At 38.3% G+C, this 20,146-nt stretch carries 18 protein-coding genes; 1 reads left to right on the forward strand and 17 read right to left on the reverse strand.

Annotated elements, in window-relative coordinates:
* The first annotated feature begins 142 nt into the window (after nt 1-142).
* Complete coding sequence (locus MHH37_RS14115; RefSeq protein WP_014823200.1) at nt 143-484, forward strand: DUF5082 family protein; 342 nt, start codon at nt 143-145, stop codon at nt 482-484.
* Between the two features lie 78 nt (nt 485-562).
* Here MHH37_RS14115 and MHH37_RS14120 read toward each other — a convergent pair whose 3' ends face one another.
* The 17 genes from MHH37_RS14120 to MHH37_RS14200 all read right to left on the reverse strand — a co-directional run bounded on the left by MHH37_RS14120 (nt 563) and on the right by MHH37_RS14200 (nt 20,043).
* Nucleotides 563-1,621 (reverse strand): membrane protein, encoded by a 1,059-nt coding sequence (locus MHH37_RS14120; protein WP_014823199.1) that lies wholly within the window; start codon nt 1,619-1,621, stop codon nt 563-565.
* Nucleotides 1,622-1,794: 173 nt separating this feature from the next.
* Entirely contained in the window at nt 1,795-2,445 is a 651-nt protein-coding gene (locus MHH37_RS14125; RefSeq protein ID WP_065215564.1) for an SIMPL domain-containing protein, read from the reverse strand.
* A gap of 245 nt (nt 2,446-2,690) precedes the next feature.
* Entirely contained in the window at nt 2,691-3,638 is a 948-nt protein-coding gene (locus tag MHH37_RS14130) for a sensor domain-containing diguanylate cyclase (RefSeq protein ID WP_342573573.1), read from the reverse strand.
* A gap of 184 nt (nt 3,639-3,822) precedes the next feature.
* Nucleotides 3,823-4,476: an NAD(P)-dependent oxidoreductase gene (locus tag MHH37_RS14135; RefSeq protein ID WP_342576264.1), complete on the reverse strand. Its 654-nt coding sequence runs from the start codon at nt 4,474-4,476 to the stop codon at nt 3,823-3,825.
* Nucleotides 4,477-4,478: 2 nt separating this feature from the next.
* Nucleotides 4,479-6,218 (reverse strand): assimilatory sulfite reductase (NADPH) hemoprotein subunit, encoded by a 1,740-nt coding sequence (cysI, locus tag MHH37_RS14140; protein WP_342573574.1) that lies wholly within the window; start codon nt 6,216-6,218, stop codon nt 4,479-4,481.
* Between the two features lie 52 nt (nt 6,219-6,270).
* Nucleotides 6,271-8,094, reverse strand: coding sequence for an assimilatory sulfite reductase (NADPH) flavoprotein subunit (locus tag MHH37_RS14145; RefSeq protein ID WP_342573575.1), 1,824 nt, complete (start codon nt 8,092-8,094; stop codon nt 6,271-6,273).
* Nucleotides 8,095-8,118: 24 nt separating this feature from the next.
* Nucleotides 8,119-8,262 carry a YezD family protein gene (locus tag MHH37_RS14150; RefSeq protein WP_014823193.1) on the reverse strand — a complete coding sequence of 48 codons (144 nt, stop codon included), beginning with the start codon at nt 8,260-8,262 and terminating at the stop codon, nt 8,119-8,121.
* Between the two features lie 20 nt (nt 8,263-8,282).
* A complete protein-coding gene (locus tag MHH37_RS14155) occupies nt 8,283-9,011 on the reverse strand; it encodes a sirohydrochlorin chelatase (RefSeq protein ID WP_342573576.1) in 729 nt (242 codons plus the stop codon).
* 14 nt (nt 9,012-9,025) lie between these two features.
* A complete protein-coding gene (cobA, locus tag MHH37_RS14160; protein ID WP_342573577.1) occupies nt 9,026-9,805 on the reverse strand; it encodes a uroporphyrinogen-III C-methyltransferase in 780 nt (259 codons plus the stop codon).
* A gap of 207 nt (nt 9,806-10,012) precedes the next feature.
* Nucleotides 10,013-10,831 (reverse strand): ABC transporter permease, encoded by an 819-nt coding sequence (locus tag MHH37_RS14165; protein WP_342573578.1) that lies wholly within the window; start codon nt 10,829-10,831, stop codon nt 10,013-10,015.
* A gap of 34 nt (nt 10,832-10,865) precedes the next feature.
* Nucleotides 10,866-11,645, reverse strand: a complete 780-nt coding sequence (locus MHH37_RS14170; protein WP_008405062.1) for an ABC transporter ATP-binding protein — start codon at nt 11,643-11,645, stop codon at nt 10,866-10,868.
* Nucleotides 11,646-11,662: 17 nt separating this feature from the next.
* A complete protein-coding gene (locus MHH37_RS14175) occupies nt 11,663-12,670 on the reverse strand; it encodes an ABC transporter substrate-binding protein (RefSeq protein ID WP_342573579.1) in 1,008 nt (335 codons plus the stop codon).
* 62 nt (nt 12,671-12,732) lie between these two features.
* Entirely contained in the window at nt 12,733-14,181 is a 1,449-nt protein-coding gene (locus MHH37_RS14180) for an aryl-sulfate sulfotransferase (RefSeq protein WP_342573580.1), read from the reverse strand.
* A gap of 490 nt (nt 14,182-14,671) precedes the next feature.
* Complete coding sequence (locus MHH37_RS14185; RefSeq protein ID WP_342573581.1) at nt 14,672-15,496, reverse strand: methyl-accepting chemotaxis protein; 825 nt, start codon at nt 15,494-15,496, stop codon at nt 14,672-14,674.
* 201 nt (nt 15,497-15,697) lie between these two features.
* The gene (locus MHH37_RS14190) at nt 15,698-16,885 is read right to left on the reverse strand and encodes a peptidase (RefSeq protein ID WP_342573582.1); all 1,188 of its coding nucleotides are present in this window, start codon (nt 16,883-16,885) and stop codon (nt 15,698-15,700) included.
* Between the two features lie 114 nt (nt 16,886-16,999).
* Nucleotides 17,000-18,193 carry an HD-GYP domain-containing protein gene (locus MHH37_RS14195; RefSeq protein ID WP_087615837.1) on the reverse strand — a complete coding sequence of 398 codons (1,194 nt, stop codon included), beginning with the start codon at nt 18,191-18,193 and terminating at the stop codon, nt 17,000-17,002.
* Nucleotides 18,194-18,591: 398 nt separating this feature from the next.
* Nucleotides 18,592-20,043, reverse strand: a complete 1,452-nt coding sequence (locus MHH37_RS14200) for an aldehyde dehydrogenase family protein (protein ID WP_342573583.1) — start codon at nt 20,041-20,043, stop codon at nt 18,592-18,594.
* Nucleotides 20,044-20,146: the final 103 nt, after the last annotated feature.

Below are 20,146 nucleotides of genomic sequence, written 5' to 3' on the forward strand. Positions count from 1 at the left end.
TATCATTTTATGTTATTTTCTTTGTGATATATTTAAGTGGTATTATATAATAGTTCCTACAATTTGCTATAAAACCAATTATTTACTCTATATAGGTACCCATATTTCAAAAGACTAAACCAATTAATTGAGAGGTGATAGAATGTCTTTAGCGTACTGGTATGCTCTGTTAAATAAAAAGCAAAATGATTTGAACCGTTTACAAACGTGCAATGGTCAATTAACCGGAAAGCAAAGTGAGTTCTCAAGCAATCAGCATCTTATGACAAAGCCAGAACTTACTTCAGCTACATGGAAAGGGACTTTAGCTGCACGATTCGATGACATCCGAATCGACGGTATTGTCGCTAGCTATGAAGAAATCCAAAATACTCAATTTTCCAGAACCTTTTCAACTTTAACTGATAAAATGGAGCAAATCCGTCTGGAGATTGAGTCAATCCGCGCTACGATTGCGCGTCTTGAAGCGGAAGAGAACAATTGATAAGTTCGTTATAGGCGGAATGACGAAGAATTTTATGAAAAAAGAAGGATGAATCTTTAGCATAGAATTTTTCGTCATTCAAGTTACCTTCCGACCACTCGATTTGAATAATGCTGAAATCATGATAAAAAGAATCAGAACTATTCCTAAATACCCCATGATGACATACAACTTACTGATCAAAGTTGTAAAACCGACTAAGCTAATCGCAAAGCCAACAATACACAGGAGATTGATAACGACCTTAAATGCAAAACGGTCCTGTTTTACTATTCGGACAGCCAGTATATAAAGAGTTCCTACAGCGGTACTGTAAATCATGGCTAACAGCACAAAGGACATGATGATACCAACTGTAGGATGAATTTGTTTTGCCAGTTCCAGTGTCGGCATTTCGACCCCGGCCACAATATCCATTTTGGCAAATAAAGCTACATTAATTAGTAAAATGAGTAACCCTAGTATGATGCCTCCTAACGCGCCGCCTCTTCTAGCAACCTTTCTATTCGTTGCCGTTCCCCCCATTACAATAAGCATTGCCGCACCTGCCGCAATATTATAAGAAACATATATAACGGCGCTGGAAAACCAATGTGGTGATGCAGAAGGCTGGCTTTTCGCGATTACATTCAGCTCGCTCACTGAATATTCCATCGTAAACAATGAATAAATTAATAGAATAAATATGATTCCGAGTAAATATGGCATAAGAGCCGCCAGCATTTTAATGATACTTTCCGCATTAAGCATCAGTGTAATTACAACAAGTATTGCCATAAACAAGCTTCCTATCGAAGCATCCACACTGTACATCTGATTAAAAGTAGAGCCTGCTCCAGCCAGCATAACCACCGCAATGCCGAACAGCACAAAGGAAATTAGCTGGTCGAGTACCGGACCAAAAAAGCGTCCACCGATAAAATGAATACCTTCCTTATGGGAAGACGTCTGTAAATCGGAACCAATCTGCGCAAGCGTCATCCCCAACATCGTAAAAATAATCGTCGCTACAATACATCCAAACACACTCATTAATCCAAAACTAGTAAAGTACTGCATAATCTCCTGTCCTGAAGCAAAACCTGCACCGACAACTAAACTGACAAACGCCCCTGCAATTTGAATACTCTTTTTCAATTCGCACCTTCTTTATATTTCTATTTATCATAGATACTTTATGTACAGGCAGGTAGAAAACATGCTTGAATATAAAAAGAAGAGAATTTAGGATGAAAATCACCGTAATAAAAAATACTTTAACCGCTATTTTTCTGGACGGTTAAAGTATTATAGAATGAAATATAATTTTTCTAATAACTAAACTTTACACGAACTGATGCGCTTACTGTCATTGTTCCAGGTTCTATCGGTGTCACTACCTGTCGGCTGCTTAACTGCATCGCTTTGTACGGAATCGGAGCGATCGTTTGCTCTTCGATTATTTCCACCGGCACCGTGTGTAATGTGACGCGCATCGTTTTAGCCATAGCTGTTGCTTTCCCCACGGCATCGATCAGAGCAAACTGAAGTGCCTGACGATAGTAAACATCTGTATCCATTATTTTAAACTCGATAGCGGATACATGGTTTGCTCCATTTCGAATTGCCGTATCAATTACCGTACCTACTTGACCAATATCCGCTATTTTTACTGTTATGGCGTTTTGAACCTCGTAGCCCCTTAGCACCTGTCTTCCATCTATGAAATCATACGTTGGAAAGATATTGTAAGCAGTCGTCTGAATGGATTCTTGGGGAATATTTAAAGCCCTTAGTGAATCAATCACACGAGTCATAATAACCGCATTTTCCCGCTGAATCGTGCTGACATTTTCGCCTTGCGTTCGAACTTCGATTTGCACTTGCGCATAATCAGGCTGAGCAATAATTTCACCATTCCCTGTAACAGTCAATTCCCGTATACTGGCGACTGGTTGAAACATCATTTGTGGGTGATACAAGAGCTTCCACCTTTCTTATAGCCGGTTTCTGTTATACTATGCACTTCATTCCTGGGAGTTGTGTAAAGATGTGTGTGAGTTGCAACAACCAAACAGTCCCTCAACCTACATCAACATTTTATTATTCAATAGAAAAGTTCAAAGCATAAAGCTCGATTAACTGATAGCGTTTCCACTGCACTGAATTTAGTCATAAAAAAATACACCTCCAATTGAGATGTTTCTGACAATTGAGGTGCAGTTCATTAAGCTTCAAAAAATTTATAAGTGTTCTTACCCGCCAATTTTGCTTGATATAGAGCTTTGTCCGCATGTTTTAGAATCGTTTCCAGAGCAGATGTATCTTCTACCGTATAATGGACTATGCCAAGACTTGCGGAAAGTTGATATTCGTTATCCCATGTATTGAGATACTCAAGAAGTATTTCAGCCTGTTTGGCAGTTTCTTCTTTAGAAGAAATATGAGGTAAATTTATAATAAATTCATCTCCTCCCAACCTCACTGCAAATACATTTTCGTGATGTTTTATAAATTTTTTAATTCTTGAAGATACAATTTTTAAAATTTGATCCCCTGCATCATGGCCATACAGATCATTTATCTTTTTAAACCCATCCAAATCAAGAAAGAATAAAGTCCCTCCTAATTCTGAATATTCCTTGAAAAACGCGAAAAGAAACTCTCTATTGTAAAGTCCTGTCAAAGAATCTTTATAGGCCAGTTTTTCCAACATTAAATAATATGAAAACATCTTCGCTACCTTTTGAAGCAAACTGATGCTTTTTGTATCAAAGTGAGCAGCATCATGATGTACCACACATAATGTGCCAAACTTTTCCCCATTTGTAAGGGAAATTGGTATACCCAAATAGGAATTAATATTAATTTTTTTGCTTATTTTTTTCAGCTCTTCAAAATCCGTTTCTTTACTGATATCTTCATATATTAACGGTTGATTATTTTCAAAATCAATTTGATTACAAGCCGTTTGATTAAGCTTTACTGCCATTCCTTCAGACAATAAAATATGTGAATCTGCATTTGAAAGCCGAAGAATAACTTGCTCATTCTCGGTGAATGAACTTAAATAAATCAGTTTGTCAGGCATAATTTCCTTAGCTAGTTCTAATACATCACTGGCGAGTTCATTAAAATTTTGATATATCTGTAATTCCTGCATTGGTATCACCATGAAATTACCTCCATTCCAGAATATCCGTTTGAAGTTATAGTTTATGGAAACATTCAAAGTTTTTATAGTAAAGATTTATTATCTTCCATTAATATTAACATAAATAAATATGTCTTTTTCTATAATTAGATTTCTACTGCTTTACCCAGTTTTTTCTATAAATACAGAAATAAAAAAGAAGCAGTCAATTGTAACTGCTCCCTAATTTATCTTTTATTTTTTTGGGGTGATAGTATAAATCAAGAATCTTTTCCATAAAAATTGACCGTTGTATAGAATTGGAGTGATACCATTCTTCCAAGCATTCCTTTAACAGAATACGCTTCTGTTCTTTAGTAAACTGCCCCTCTTTCACCAGATGCCGGACTTCTTTTAAAAACAATAAATATTCCGGATCCATCCCATCAACAATCGCTGCGAATTCGTCACGGAGATTTTTGGCAAGCATCGGGCTAATACCGCTCGTCGTCACCGCAATCGTAATTTCATTTTTCTCATACATTGCCGGAAAATGAAACGAGCTATTGGCCGGATCATCGACAATATTGATCAGCTGATTGGTCTGACAGCTTTCCTTAACCCGTTGATTTACCGCTGTATCATCTGTAGCCGCAATGACGAGAAACGTCCCTTGCACATCACTTTTATGAAAGGATCTTGCAATATGCTCGATTACATCACTTTTCACAAGGTCATGTAAACGTTCCTCAAGTACCGGACTTACGACTGTAATATTCGGTTGAAAGCGTAATAACGACTCGATTCTCTTAGCCGCTATTTTTCCGCCTCCTATTACAATTACTTTTTTATTTCGTATATTGACCATCATCGGTAACATTGTCAACTTCGCACTTCGCTCAGTCCATGAAATTGTCGGCCATCAGTTACTGCTTCTACATAACCTTTACGAATTGTAAAGTCACCGAAATGTTCACCTTCGAATCGCTCTTTTGCATATTCAGAAAAAATTGGCGAAAGAGTATTTAAGATTTCTTCTTCACCGATATTTTCTTTGTAGATTTTGTTTAAGCGCTGTCCTTTAAAATCACCGCCCAAGTATAGATTGTACTTGCCGGGTCCTTTTCCGATAAAGCCGATCTCGCCCATTGCTGCGCGTGAACAGCCGTTCGGACATCCTGACATACGAATACCGATCTCGGTATCACGCAGCCCGTTATCTGCCAGTACTTCATCAATTTTCGTAATTAATGAAGGCAAATAACGTTCTGCTTCTGCCATTGCCAGGCCGCACGTCGGCAATGAGACACAGGCAATCGAATTGCGTCGCAGTGCAGAATAATGCGCACCATCCGTTATGTTGTAAGCCATCAACAGTTTATCAATGACCGGTTTTTTCTGTGGCGTTACATCTGCAATCAGAAGGTTCTGGTTTGGAGTTAAACGAAACACCCCTGTATGCACTTTGGCAATTTCACGCAAGCCCGATTTTAACTGATAATCTTCAAAATCTTTAATTCGTCCATTTTGGATAAATAACGTAAAGTGCCATTTCCCATTTTCCCCTTTTATCCATCCGTACTCATCTCCTGTACGACTGAATGTGTACGGTCTTACTTGTTCAAGCTCCCACCCTAAACGATGATTCAGCTCTTGTTTAATAAAATCCAAACCTTTTGCATCTACCGTATATTTAAAGCGGGCCTTTTTACGTTCTGCCCGATTCCCGTAATCACGTTGGATTGTTAAGATTTTCTCCGCAGTTTCTAGCAGACGGTCCTTTGGAATATAACCAATTAAACGGCCTAATTGCGGGTATGTTTCCTTATCGCCATGCGTCATACCCATCCCGCCGCCGACCGCGACATTAAAGCCCAGTAGCTCGCCATTCTCGACAATGGCAATAAAACCAATATCCTGTGAAAATACATCAATATCATTGCTCGGTGGAACGGCAATACCGATTTTAAATTTACGTGGCAAATACAGTGCGCCGTAAACCGGTTCAACTTCTGTATCCTGTATACCATCATAAACTTTTTCTCCGTCCAGCCATAATTCATGGTATGCACGAGTACGAGGCAATAAATGTTCACTTAACTTCGCGGACCAATTATACACTTCTTCATGAAATGCCGATTGATTCGGATTTACATTACACATTACATTACGGTTTACATCACCGCATGCCGCGATACAATCAAGCAGCACTTCGTGAATTTCCTGCATATACTTTTTGACATTCCATTTCAGAATGCCATGTACCTGGAATGCCTGACGAGTCGTTAGCTTTAGTGACCCATTCCCGTACTTTTCCGCCATCTCATCCATTACAAGCCATTGTTCCGATGTTGCGGCACCACCCGGAGTTCGGACACGGGCCATAAATTGGTAAGCTGGCTCCAGCTTTTGTCTTTCTCGTTCTGTACGTAAATCCCGATCATCCTGCAAATAGCTTCCATGGAATTTCATGAGACGGTTATCATCATCCGGAATTCCTGAACTAATTGGATACTGCATTGTTTTTTCTAAAGTTCCCCGCAAATAATTACTTTCGTCTTTAATACGTTCGACATCATTCGGTTTACCCGGCTGTGGAGGAAGTACGATTTTCTGACTCATATGCCTATCTCCTATCTCTATTAAAATTAACGGTCCATAACAAAAAAATGGTTTAATATACGTCTCGCTGATAACGTTTTTGACTTTTTAGCTCATTAAAAAATAATGTAACTTCTTCTTCCGTTTTGCTGCCCTGTTCCGCAACAATTTTGCGCAATGTTTGATCCACATCATGCGCCATATATTTCTCATCACCACATACGTAGATGACCGCACCTTCATTTAACCATCGATATACTTCTTCAGCATTTTCAAGCAGACGATGCTGTACATAGACTTTCTGTTCTGTATCACGTGAAAAGGCTACAGATAATTTCGTCAATGTACCATCTTTCAGCCAGCGCTGCAGCTCAGTCTGATACAAGAAATCTGTAACAAAATGCTGATCTCCGAAGAACAGCCATGCATTGCTTTCGATGCCTGCTTCAGCACGTTCCTCCAAAAATGAACGGTAAGGAGCAATCCCAGTACCCGCACCAATCATAATTATTGGTGTTTGCGCATTTTCCGGCAGACGGAAATTCGGATTTTTATGAATATAAACCGGAATCTTATCTCCAATTTCAATTCGCTCTGCCACTTGCCCAGACACAACGCCTAAACGTTCACGTTCGTCTACTTCATAGAAAACTTTACCGATTGTTAAATGAACTTCTTCTTCATTTGCCTTTTGACTGCTTGCAATGGAATACAGGCGTACCGGATTTTTACGGAGCTGATCAACAAACTGTTGGGCATTCCAGTTGAAAGGTCCAAAAGTTTGCACAACATCCAGCAAGTCTCGTCCATAAACATATTCCTTTAGCTTTGAATCATCCTCCAGCAATGCCTCAAGCTTATCGTTTTCTGAAAAGACAGCCAGCTTTTGCAGTAATGGCTTTGTCAGTACAGTAATTTCAAAATGTAAAGTGAGTGCTTCATTCAATGATTTAGAATGATTTTTTACCGTCACTACTTCCGAGCCTTCAAAGCCAAGCGATAATTGTAATGCAGTTACCAAATTTGCATCATTTTCAGGAAGAATGCCGACGCTATCGCCCGGTTCATATGTCAAACCGGATCCTTCCAATGAAAGCTCCAAATGCTGAGTCTTCTTATTCGACCCGCGACCATTTAAATTGATGCTTTCCAGTACTTCCGCATAAAAAGGATTATTTTTGTCATAGGCCGATTTTTCACCAGCAGCTACCGCAACCGGTATATTTTGATATTCCAGTTGTTTGCTCGGCGTATTTTGCGCCATTGCTTCCACGACCTGCCCAATCCACTGTGAAACTTGGTCATCATAATCCAAGTCACAATCGACACGCGGAACAATCCGTTTACCACCTAATTTTTCTAGTTGTTTATCAAAATCAAGTCCCGTTTTGCAGAAAAATTCATATGAGCTATCGCCTAACGAGAGAACGGAAAAAGATACCTCCTCCAGTTTCGGTGCTCGCTTTCCATATAGGAAGCTATGGAAGGAGATTGCATTATCCGGTGGATCACCTTCGCCATGTGTACTTGTTATGATGAAAATATTTTTCTGTTTTTTCAGATTATTTGTTTTAAAATCAGACATTGCAGACAGAACGACCTCGACCCCCTGTGACTCTAAAGCCGTTTTCAATTTACCTGCAACTTGTTGTGCATTGCCGGTTTGCGAACCGTATAAAATGGTTGCCTCCTGTTTGACTGCCTCCAGCAATGAAACGGTTTGCCCTTGTTCTGTAACCGTTACTTCAAACGGCTGATTGGAATCTCCTATTGTTTGTATTGCACTTAAATAACCATTTAACCAAACTTTTTGATAGTCCGTTAACGTTGGATATAGCTCATTGATTAACTTTGTCTGTGCCTCGGAAAATGGGCTATTATGCAGATTTAACGTCAAAACTTCCACCTCGCGAATCGTGTTTTATTTCAATCTGATTTTTTCGTTTTTTTCAATTTGTACAACATGACCGTCCTGAATAACTAACGTCACTGTTCCATATTTCACTGATGCAACCGTATCTTTAATCTTCTCAATCGTTTCGTTAATATCATTTGATTTCGTCATGACTAAATGCCTCCTAATTTTCAGATGACCTCTTGCACTCTTTCCAGCAAAACATTCCGAACTTTTTCGTTGTAGCCTAAATGGTTGCATAAAATTACGGAAGATGAATCAAGGTCAAGCGACCGAATTCTTTTTTCGATTCCTACACTTAAAAGTCCCGAAAACAATAAATAAGGTACAATAAAAACTTGCTTCGTCTGCTTGGATCTCAGTTCAACTAATGTCTGATCAAAAGACGGTCCTGCCCCATATAAAAAGCAAGATTTTACTTCTCGGAAACCGTAAGTTTCCTTTAGCTGTTCACTGATTCTCGCCATATCCCTTACAACGGCAATATCGCTGCTTCCTCTGCCGATTAATAAAACTTCTGCGTCAGCATTAATCGGCACCTGCTGTTCAACAATTCTTTCATAAACCGTCTCAATTAAAGCTGGATGAATTCCAAATGGGCGCCCGGTTGAAAAGGTTACGTGCGGATAACGTTCTTTCGCAATCTTAATTTCAGCTGGTATATCTTCATTAGCATGCTGAGCCGTTAATAATAAAATCGGGACAACCGATATATGTGTTGCACCTTGATTGACACATTTTGCAACACCTTCCAGAATATCAGGCTCGACTAGTTCCAAAAAAGCGGTTTCCTGAATTTCAGTTTCTACATAAGATTTTGTTGTTTCCAGAAACTGTATTGCCTCATCTGCGCCCTTTTTCAAGCGTGTACCGTGCCCTACATACAAAATTGCCCTCATCGTACTCACCTGCTTTACACAATTTTTTCCTTTATTCTTTTATCCTGTTGTAATGTTTGCTCATACCATGCTATTTTTTTACGTAATGCCACGACCTGACCCACGATAATCATGCTCGGATTTTTTACATCGTTTACTTGAGCAATCTCAACAATCGATCCTAATGTCCCTGTAATCGTCTGCTGTTGTTCATAAGTTCCCATATGTACTAATGCGACAGGTGTAGAAGCATCCCGTCCAAATGTTAAAAGTTGCCGGCAAATATATGGTAAATTGCCTATCCCCATATAGATAGCTAGCGTATCTATACCTTTTGCCAAACTCTCCCATTGGATGGAATCATCCTTTCCTTCACGCATATGTCCTGTGACAATCGCAAAACTGGAGCCTAAATCGCGGTGCGTAACCGGTATCCCTGCATAGGCTGGTGCAGCAATACCTGAAGTAATTCCCGGCACGATTTCAAAAGGAATGCCATTTTCCGCTAATACTTCCGCTTCTTCAGCACCACGTCCAAAAACGAATGGGTCGCCGCCTTTTAATCGGGTTACCGTTTTACCTTGTAAAGCATGATGAACTAAAGAAAGATTAATATTTTCCTGAATCATCGCATGACGGTTCGGCAATTTCCCGCAGAATATCAACTGTGCGCCGCGCTTTGCATAAGATAGCAGCTCATTGTTAATTAACCGGTCATATAAAATTACGTCTGCTTCTTGTATACAGCGTAAACCTTTTACTGTGATTAAATCGACATCACCAGGCCCTGCCCCAACAATATATACTTTCCCCATTAATTTACTCTCCTTTTTAAAAATAAAAGTCCAATATTTGTATAATAAACCATATGATACATGGAAATTTTCTACAAATCAATAAAACCAAGTAAAAAAATATGAATAATTAGTTTAATAGTGCAAATTGATTATTATTTCATTACGTTAAACAGAAATAGCCTTTCATAAAAATAAGCTAAACATATTTGTTTAGCTTATTTTTTGTTACACAACTTTATAACGACCAAGCAGCTTGCGTCCGGCATATGCGAAAATACGGTCCATAATAAAGCCCATTAATCCTAGTACGACAAGCCCCACAAAAATCCAGTCTGTTTTAAAATATAGTCGAGCATTCCAGATCATAAAACCGATTCCTTCATTTGCCGCAACCATTTCCGCCCCGACAATCGCCATGAACGACGATCCCATCGCAAGCTTCGCACCTGTAAATATGTACGGTATTGTGGCCGGAATTACAACGTAAATAAGCGTTTGAAACTTTGAAGCCCCCATACTTTTAGCAGATAATAATTTATCATTTGAAATAGAAAGGACCCCTGTTAATGTATTAATGGTGATGACAAAAAATGTTGCATAGACAATTAAAAATACTTTTGACTGTTCGCCAATCCCAAACCACAGCATAAATAAAGTAATGAAAGCAAGAGGCGGGATGAAGCGCACAAAGTTAATGACCGGTTCAAACAGTGCCCGCACAAACTTGTTCGTTCCAATAAGAAGTCCAAATGGTACAGCAATTAACAACCCGAGTGTCCATCCAGCCAGCACCCGTAAAAAACTGTAGCCCATATAGAGAAACAATGTCCCATCACTGGCAATTTCAATCGCCCCAATCAATGTTAAATAGGGGCTTGGCAAAAACATCGGTTCGGAAAACATCGATGCAATTTGCCATACAAGCAGAATAAATAACCAGCCAATCATACCGGACTGTAAAATCAATTTACCGATTCTGCTTTTTTTCTTTACCTTTACGACAGGCGCCACTTGCTGTCCTTTTTTCAGTTCAATTGTCGTCATAACCTGCCTCCTATTATTCTAAACAAAGCTTTTATTAAATCGAAAAGTCCTCAAAATGCGTCTGAACTTGCTTATAATGATTGTTAAAATCAATACTTGTTATATCACGAGGATAAGGCAGCTTTACGTCATAAGCCGTCTCGATCCGCGAATTCGGACCGACAGACATTATGCCAATCTTCTGACCTAAAAGAATCGCTTCCTGAATGTCATGTGTCACAAAGATAACGGTTTTATTTGTTTCTTTCCAAATTCGTATGAGCTCATTTTGCATCGTTCGTCGTGTCATTGCATCAAGTGCCCCAAACGGCTCATCCATTAATAAGATTTCCGGCTCATTTGCCAAAACACGGGCAAGCTGAACGCGCTGCTTCATCCCGCCTGACAAATTATCTGGAAACTTTTTTGCATGGCCAAGTAAACCCGTTAGCTTTATGAAAGTATTGGCTATCTTCTTTCGCTTTTCTGGAGGCACCTTCTTCATTTTTAAGCCAAATGAAATATTCTCCTCAACAGTTAACCAAGGGAACAATGCTGAATCCGCTGACTGAAAAACGAAACCGCGTCCATCTCGGTTTTCTTCACGAGAAGTCACAATGTGCAATTCGCCAACCGACAAATCCAAAAATCCCGCAATAATATTCAGCAGTGTTGATTTACCGCAGCCACTTGGACCGAGAAGTACATAAAACTCGCCCTTTTTTATCGATAAATCTACATTTTTTAATACATATGTCGGATTTTCAATATCTGTCTGAAATGTTTTGGCACCATTCTTAATTACAATTGCTTCTTCTGTTATCGTGTTCAGCATTGCCTTTTCCCCCTTAGTTAGTAAGTTACCTTGTCTTTCAATACTTGCTTCGCCGGATCTAGATACAGCTTTTCATCTAAATTAAAATCTTCATCCAAAATACCGCGCTCCAGCAAATATGCTTTCATGTTGGATAAATGTGTATAGTCTTCTTTCGTAAAACCGAGCGTATAGTTCACTCGTTTTAAATCAAGCAGTATGTCTTCTTTTGTAATTTTCAGCTCTTTGTAGCCGATGTCCGCAGTACCTTCCGGGTTCCCCTTTACATATTCAATTCCTTGTTCAATACCTTCAAGTAACTTCCCAATTTCGGCTGAATTTGCTTTTGCAAATTTTCGGTCCACAATTAAATAGCTCGATACACTTAAATCAGGTACAGAACTCAATCGATCAATTTCATGTACTCCATCAATATTTTTGAATTTCTCTATTAAGGCACCGGATCCAATTACGACATCGATATCCCCTTTTTTCATTCCGACTATTGCTTCATCAGGAGTACTGTACGGTATAAATTTAATATCGTCCTCGCTAATACTGTAGTGCTCCAAGTATTTAGCCCATTGGTATTCAAATACCGTTCCTTTTGCAACACCAATTTTTTTCCCTTTAATATCCGCCGGAACCTCTATTCCCTTCACTGCTAGAATTTCAGACAGACTGACAGAGTTGAAATGCTCATCGCTCCCTGTCAGCGATGAAACGACGACGAAATCACCTTTACCTAGCGAGTTCAGTAATGCATAATCTGCCGCCAACCCTGTATCTGCCTGCTTTGTCAAAACAGCGTTCACAGTATCGATTCCGTAGGCAAAATTAGAAAGCTCTACATTCAATTCTCGATCCGCAAAATAATTGTTTGCAGCAGCTGTCCGGATTTGGAACGACCCCCCTGCTGCTGTATCGATTGCTGCCCGAATTGTTTTGGCATCAGCATTGGCTGAATTTGCATCATTCCCGCACGCCGCTAATATTAGCACCATTACAAATAAGAGCAGTAATTGTATCGAACCTTTTAGTTTCATATTTTCACTCTTTCCACTAACTAACTATTTTTATTTTTATACTAGGAATTATGTTCAAAAATTCAAGTTGTAATTTTCTTCGCCACTGTCTCATCATAACGAGCAACGCAAAGCGCACCTTCACCATAAGAAAAAGCTTCTTTAATTTCAGCAACCGAATGTGCACCGCCTTCTGCCGCATTTGGCACACGGAAATCTTTCACATCAATTGGCTTGATCTCTACTTCAACCGGTGTTTCCAATTGTGGTACCCAGTTGTATGGCACACGGTATGCGCGATAGACCATATTTGACCCTCGTTCATTTTTATAGGCAGAAATATATTCCCAAACAATTTCGTGGTCTGCCGTTACTTCAAAAATTCGGCCATTCGAACCTTCTGTAATAAGCGTATTGCCATTTTCCAAACGCTGTGCCGAACTAATATAAGGACTGTAGAATTTATAGGAATCTGTTGGTACTGAATACTTCGCTTCAAGCCCAGTATATTGCCATACAATTTCAAGTGTAATCGGATCGATTTCCAAAATGCGGGAATGGTCGCGGATTGCCACTTTATTGCCATCAACCGAGTTTGGATTCGGTGCGCCGTATCCTCCCCAGCCTCCGTTGTCAAATACTAAAACATTCCCCTCTCCTGGCAAACCTTTTGGAATGATATGTGCATGATGCTGTCCGATTATCCATCCTAAATGTTTTGTCTCCGGTGTGTCATAATCCGGACCAAGTTGCCATACGATTTCCCCTGTCTCTTTGCTTGTAATCGCGATAATATTTGCCTCACGCGCATCCCAAATAATGTTGTCCGGATGGAAACGCTCATCTCCATTATCATAATGGCGGTTCGGACCAACTAATGAAATGGAATTAATGTGAAGCCAGTCGCCTGAATGATTACCAAAGAAACGTCGATTCGGCTCCTCGTAAATTGCCTTTTTTGCTTCATCACTAAAGTTTAGCTCATCGAAATGCTCATGTGCATTCCATTCCCATACGATATTACCTTCCCAATCGACCTCAATGAATGCATCATCCAATAGTGGATGTTTGGAGATTTTTTCGTTGACTACATCACGGTGAACCAAAATCAATGTATTGCCGCCTGTTGTTTGCGGCTCCTGATCTGGTGCCGGGTAACCTACAGGACTGCCCGTACGTTGATAGTCGTGGTGTGCTCGTGCATACCATCTTGCTTCCTTGCCGGGATCTTCAATATATTGATGTTTGTCAAATTTCCATACAACATTACCTTCAAAATCAATCTGGACTAAATCGCCCTCATCCTGGAAGCCATACTGCGGATCACGATTAAACGTATGCCCTAGAACAAAACCACCTGGAAATACTTTGTTCGGGAAGCCGCGTAGCCCTTTCCATAAATGAACTTCTTTCCCGTTCATATCAATCAGTAATGCTCCCTCATTTGCTGCTTGAAAAATTGTAAAACCGCTTGCCGCCTTCTCTGGATTGTAAACTGTCGCTCCTGTCGGATGAATTGTTGGATTTCCCATATATATCGCTCCCTTTTCATTATTTATTTAAGTTAACCGTTTATTTGACGTACAAGTGCTATTCAAACATTGTTGATACCCTCTTTTGTTTAGTTTCCTCCTTCCAAGACAACCGCTTTTAACAAAAGTTAAAATGAAAAGGCACTAAAAATACAGCCTCCTCCAATATGTTTGGTGAGAGGAATGTATTTTTAGCGCCTTTAGTTGTCTAATCAGCACTTTATTAAATTTTTCTTTAAAGGAGTAGTTTAATTATCTAATCCCTAGTAAACTACTTAACTTTAAATGTATTAACAGTATCGTACCGATTTAATTCTTATTCGTCAAGTAGGTTTTTAAAATAATTTAAAATTTCAGATTATTATTTTAGATATTTACAGCATTTATCGGGGAAGACGCTAGATAAAACGGCATGATAAAGATGATACACGTTTTAAATAAAACTAAAAAGACATTCTCCCATTATGAATGTCTTTGTTTTGTCGTAATATTATTTAATAACCCCTTCAAATTCTTCAATAGTCTTACTAAACTTTGATTGAGTTTCTGAGACGGTTCTTTGTAGATCATCTGTTATTTTACTGACTTTTAAAGCTTCACTTGTAATATTTTCTATGTTCGTATTCACATTTTTAATGGCATGATCAACATTGCTGGCCAATTTCCGAACTTCATCTGCCACAACTTTAAAACCGCGTCCCTGCTCTCCTACACGGGCTGCTTCGATTGCAGCATTTAAGGCAAGTACATTCGTTTGCATCGAAATATTACGGATAATTTTAGTCGTATCAGTAATCAAATTAATTTGTTGCTCCAATGATTTTATTGCTTGTATTTTTTCCATAGAATTTTCAACAACAAGATTTACTAACTCTGTTGGCATTTCCTTTAATTGAGAAGTAATTTTTATTGTGCTATTTTCCCGCTCTGTAATATTAGTTGCAATTTTAAGTACAGCTTCTACTTGCCCTTCGTCATCCATAATTGGAATATAGGTAGCTTCCAACCAAAGTAGATTCCCCGTTTTCCCAACCCTTTGGATTTTGCCCTGATACTTTTCCCCTTTACCAAGACAATCCCATAATTCTTCATAGGCACTGCTGTTTCTGAAATCAAGTGTACAAAACTCTTTATGTACCATCTTTTTCATTTCACCTACTGTATATCCTAATGTTTTAGCGAAATTTTCATTTACCCAAATAACCTCTTTGTTTAGGTTAAATTCTATCATGGCCAAATTTGATTCAAGTGCAGTCAATACAGATGTTTCATTTAAAATTTGTGTCGTGCTATTGTTAGGCGGAAAAGTTTTCATCTTGTAGAAGCTCCCTTATGAAGAATATTTTAGTTCTATTATAATAGGGAATTACTCCTACAGTAAAATATTTAACTCCTATTATATTAATTTTATTTATCTTAGATTAGGTTTAATGTCATATGTTTGGAAAATAACTTATTTTATAAAATAAAAAATGCCCTGCAGAGCATACCTGCAAGGCATTTTATAATATATAAGCTAACTGTTCTCATGCCTTTGCTTATTTGCAACATACATCAGCAGAACAAGCATGAGCATTGTCATGATCAAAAATGCAATAGCATCCCAAAACGCGGCACGATCGCCTGTTCCGAGAAGATTTAAATAAATGGTAGTATAAGTATAATAAAGCTGCGGTACAAAATACAACACGGCCAAAATTAATGTTAAAACAACTCCAACTATGTAAAACACACTATACAGACGGATCAAGTTCCATTCTCCATGGAACATTTCTTTATTAATTTCCTCATCTTTTCGTCGTTTCTTAAATCTGGAGTTCAAATAGATTTTGCCGTTTTCCATCAAGTTATAACAGCCTGTTATATTTTCCACAACATAATATACATCGGTTTTCATATAGAAACAGCATTGATAGATAAATTTAATGAAAATATCCAAAACGATGATCCCGAGAATTCCTATAATTCCCGCATCCGGAAAAAGAAGCATTGCACCAAGTGAAAGGAAAAGAATTACTTGCTCAAAGGACAGTCCGGCAAGGTAGAGTATATTTCTCTTTTTGGGATCGAGCTTCCAAGCTTGAGTGAGGTCTGTTTCAAAAACAATAAATATCAGCCGATTTCCAATACTTAATTTAGCCGGCAAGTCATGTGATCGAATGGCAAGGATATGTCCAAATTCATGTATTAAAATTAAAAGTAAAGATATAAATAAATAACTCATAATATTTTGCATCATAGAATCAAACAAAAATATATCTTTATAATGAGGGAAAAAATCCGGATTCAGTATGAGCATGACGATGTTCGCTACGAGCAAAAGCAAGTAGATCTTGTTCATCACCCCATTAAAAAATATGCGCCCCACCGAATGCGGAATCCATAGGAAACCACCCGAACGTGATGTGGATTTAGACCGCTCTTTCTTAACGAGCACACCATCTACTTCTTGAACAAGTCCTAACTCCAACAGCTGTTCTACAAAATCAATTATATCCACTTCTTCATCTGGATATAAATTTTTTAATGCATGTTCAATGGAAACGAGTTTCTCACCTTGTTCCATACGTTTGATGGCATCAACACCAATCTCAGGCAATTCAAAGAAATCCCCGGAAATCGGCTCTTCTACAATATAATGTTTTTTATCTTTTCGAATGGATAACGGATATAACGTTATTTTGGAATGCAAGGATACCTTCAACGTATAGCCTCCTCTACAAATTAAAATAGGATGCTATAATTCTAGCATCCTAACGCTTTACTTACTCATCCTTTTGGAGTATACCAACACCACCAGCAAGTAACCTTAATTTTACTAAGTTTGCGAATTTTCACGTTTTTGCCCTCCTCTCATATCCATACCCTTATGATATATTTTAGATATCTTAATCCATTCGGGGTATATCTGTTTAAATATTTCTATCAGTTGCGGGTCAAATTGGCTCCCTTGCCCATCAATAATTCGTTGATGGGCTTCTTCAATTTGAAGTGCTGGACGATAGGATCGGGATGAAGTCATCGCATCAAAAGCATCTGCGACAGCAGTAATTCTGGCTAAAAATGGAATATCTTCGCCAGTCAATCCATCCGGATAACCTTTCCCGTCCCATCTTTCATGATGATGGTAAATCACTTCAATATTATCGGCAATCCCATCGACATCTCGTATAGCTTCAGCTCCCACTACCGGATGTGTTTTAATTATATCATATTCATCATCAGTCAATCTACCAGACTTTGTCAAAATAGCATCTGGTATATTTACTTTTCCAATATCATGTAAAAGACAAGCATAATAAAAATTATTTAATTCAGAGGGTTTGAACTTTCCTGTTGCTTCTGCCATGTTCATCGCATATGCGGCAACACGTTCACTATGTCCTCGAGTATAAGGGTCCTTCAACTCCAGTATAGCAATAACCCCTTTTACAACGCCTTCCAATTGTTCATCATATGAGTACTTTAATGCTTTAATATAATTTAAAAATCGATGTAAGAGGAGGAAGGAAATAAAGGATAATACAGCCATTATACTAATCGGAAATAAAACTAGCGGATCCTGTATAAATAATCCAACCAGAATATACTTTAATATTAAACCACCAGTTATATAATATGTAAATTTCTTATTCACAAAGATTGGTGAGAAAAGTATAATTACAAGTTCTACCATGTTTCCACTAGTGTAAGGAAGCGCACTATCTTTATAATATAATATATCAGAAATTAAATTAGTTGAAAAATAACCAAAAAATACAATATATTTTACTAATTCTACTTTTCCCTTTTTAATTAAATAAATAGAAAAAGGGATAAGCGCAATGATAATAATATATTTAGCATACATAAAATCGTACACTACTCTACTATTTGCTCCAACATTATTCCACGGAAATGCTGGAAAAAGGTTATAGTAGAAGATTTCATAAACAAAAAATACAATATAAAATAACCATGAAAACAATACTGTGGAATTTTTTTCTTCTTGTAATAATGATGATTTCTTCATTTTTTACCTCGCAATTTTATTGCCAATCAAAATAGCCCTTATGTTCCACATACTATTATAACACGAGATTAGAAATTGGTTCTATATATCTATGAATTAAATTTCTCACTTTTATATTAATTTACTCTTTTAAACAAAATATATTCACTTTGTACCTATTAACTAATAAAACAGGAATTTATTTACTACTATTTCATTAAGCCTATCTTAACAATACTCTTTTATATAATACAACTCAATTCCTAATTTTTTTCATTTTCCATTAATTTATGTTTATATAAAAAATTTAGTCGAGACTGAACCAAAAGACTCAATAACCGAAAAGCTTTTTATATACCTATAAAATAAAAAGACCTAACCCATAATTATGATTAGGTCTTTTCTTATTGATATAAATTTTAAAACGGATATTCTCGTGGGTCTGTCTGAACAGAGATCCATTTTGTCGTTGTAAATTCATGGATTGCCCATTCGCCGCCATATCGGCCTAAACCTGAAGCTTTCTCTCCGCCAAAGGCAACGATTGGTTCATCATTGACTCCCTGATCGTTAACATGAATCATTCCTGTAACTATCTGTTTTGCCACTTCGACACCATGTTCTGTTGTACCGGCATGAACGGCACCGCTCAATCCATAGTCACTGTCATTGGCAACGCGAATTGCTTCTTCCTCACTATCTACAACGATTACACCCACTGCAGGTCCGAAAATTTCTTCCTGAGCTATCGGCATATCATTCGTAACATTCGTCAAAATAGTTGGAGCTAGTACATTACCTTTCACTTCCCCTTGAAGGGCGTATTCTGCTCCTTTTTCAATACTTTGGTCGATTAATCGTTGAATTCGGGAGATTTGTTTATTATTAATAAGCGGACCGACAACCACATCATCATTTCTTGGATCTCCGTATTTAATTTTGGATGCTCTATCCACAAATGCTTTTAGAAACGATTCATATACCGGGCGTTCAACAACAATCCGATTCAGCGACATACAAATTTGCCCGCTGTTTAAAAATTTACCGAAGGCAGCAGAAGCAGCTGCTCTTTGCACATCAGCATCTTTCAAAACGAGCATGACATTGTTCCCGCCAAGTTCCAGAGCGACACGTTTCAGGTTTCTTCCACATAGCTCCCCAATATGGCGCCCTACCTGTGTAGAACCGGTAAAAGAAATAATTTGAGGAATCGGATGTTCAACAAATGCATCTTTAATTTCTGATGAGCTGCAAACCGTTATATTTAGTAATCCTTTAGGGATACCAGCCTCTTCAAAAATTTCACCTAGAATGAGTCCGCCTGATATCATCGTCTGCAGATCAGGTTTAAGCACAGCCCCATTGCCTGTTGCCAAAGCAGGAGCAAGGGAACGCATCGTTAAATGAAACGGGAAATTAAACGGACTAATGATCCCCACTACCCCAGCAGGATTATGATAAACCCGGTTCTCTTTCCCAGGAATAATGGATGGCATTATTTGTCCATGCATCCGGAGAGGAAATGTAGCAGACTCTTTCATAATGCCAATTGCGCCACTAATTTCAATGTTCGCTTTTGTATGGGAAGCCCCATTCTCCTCCACTAAAATCTGCACGATTTCTTCTCTACGTCGTTCTACAATTTGTGCAGCTTTTTCTATGATTGCTTGTCTTTGATAGGCATTGACCTGCGCCCATTCTTCTTGTGCGTCTTTGGCAGCCTTATACGCCTCATCTATGTCCATTTCATTTGCCAACCGAATTTCTGCAATCGTTTCCTCATTATATGGATTCTGATCAACGTAAACTCTTTCGCTGTTTCCTTCTCTCCATTCGCCACCAATAAACTGTTTGTTCCATTTTTTATTCATAGGTACCTTCCTTTCCAATTAACGCAGTTTCCTCAAGATGCCATGCTTCTTATTTGAATGCATGTCCATATAACTTTAATTACCCTTGATTCGCCATTTTATT

Origin of the sequence: Solibacillus sp. FSL K6-1781 (genome assembly GCF_038630735.1) — a bacterium.
GTDB lineage: Bacteria > Bacillota > Bacilli > Bacillales_A > Planococcaceae > Solibacillus > Solibacillus silvestris.

Coding starts and splice junctions, on each gene's coding strand:
- MHH37_RS14200 (WP_342573583.1), bottom strand. CDS start 20,043: ATGAATAAAAAATGGAACAAACAGTTTATTGGTGGCGAATGGAGAGAA.
- cysI (WP_342573574.1), bottom strand. CDS start 6,218: ATGAGTCAGAAAATCGTACTTCCTCCACAGCCGGGTAAACCGAATGAT.
- MHH37_RS14165 (WP_342573578.1), bottom strand. CDS start 10,831: ATGACGACAATTGAACTGAAAAAAGGACAGCAAGTGGCGCCTGTCGTA.
- MHH37_RS14170 (WP_008405062.1), bottom strand. CDS start 11,645: ATGCTGAACACGATAACAGAAGAAGCAATTGTAATTAAGAATGGTGCC.
- MHH37_RS14115 (WP_014823200.1), top strand. CDS start 143: ATGTCTTTAGCGTACTGGTATGCTCTGTTAAATAAAAAGCAAAATGAT.
- MHH37_RS14135 (WP_342576264.1), bottom strand. CDS start 4,476: ATGTTACCGATGATGGTCAATATACGAAATAAAAAAGTAATTGTAATA.
- MHH37_RS14155 (WP_342573576.1), bottom strand. CDS start 9,011: ATGAGGGCAATTTTGTATGTAGGGCACGGTACACGCTTGAAAAAGGGC.
- MHH37_RS14130 (WP_342573573.1), bottom strand. CDS start 3,638: ATGGTGATACCAATGCAGGAATTACAGATATATCAAAATTTTAATGAA.
- MHH37_RS14195 (WP_087615837.1), bottom strand. CDS start 18,193: ATGAAGAAATCATCATTATTACAAGAAGAAAAAAATTCCACAGTATTG.
- cobA (WP_342573577.1), bottom strand. CDS start 9,805: ATGGGGAAAGTATATATTGTTGGGGCAGGGCCTGGTGATGTCGATTTA.
- MHH37_RS14180 (WP_342573580.1), bottom strand. CDS start 14,181: ATGGGAAATCCAACAATTCATCCGACAGGAGCGACAGTTTACAATCCA.
- MHH37_RS14185 (WP_342573581.1), bottom strand. CDS start 15,496: ATGAAAACTTTTCCGCCTAACAATAGCACGACACAAATTTTAAATGAA.
- MHH37_RS14150 (WP_014823193.1), bottom strand. CDS start 8,262: ATGACGAAATCAAATGATATTAACGAAACGATTGAGAAGATTAAAGAT.
- MHH37_RS14175 (WP_342573579.1), bottom strand. CDS start 12,670: ATGAAACTAAAAGGTTCGATACAATTACTGCTCTTATTTGTAATGGTG.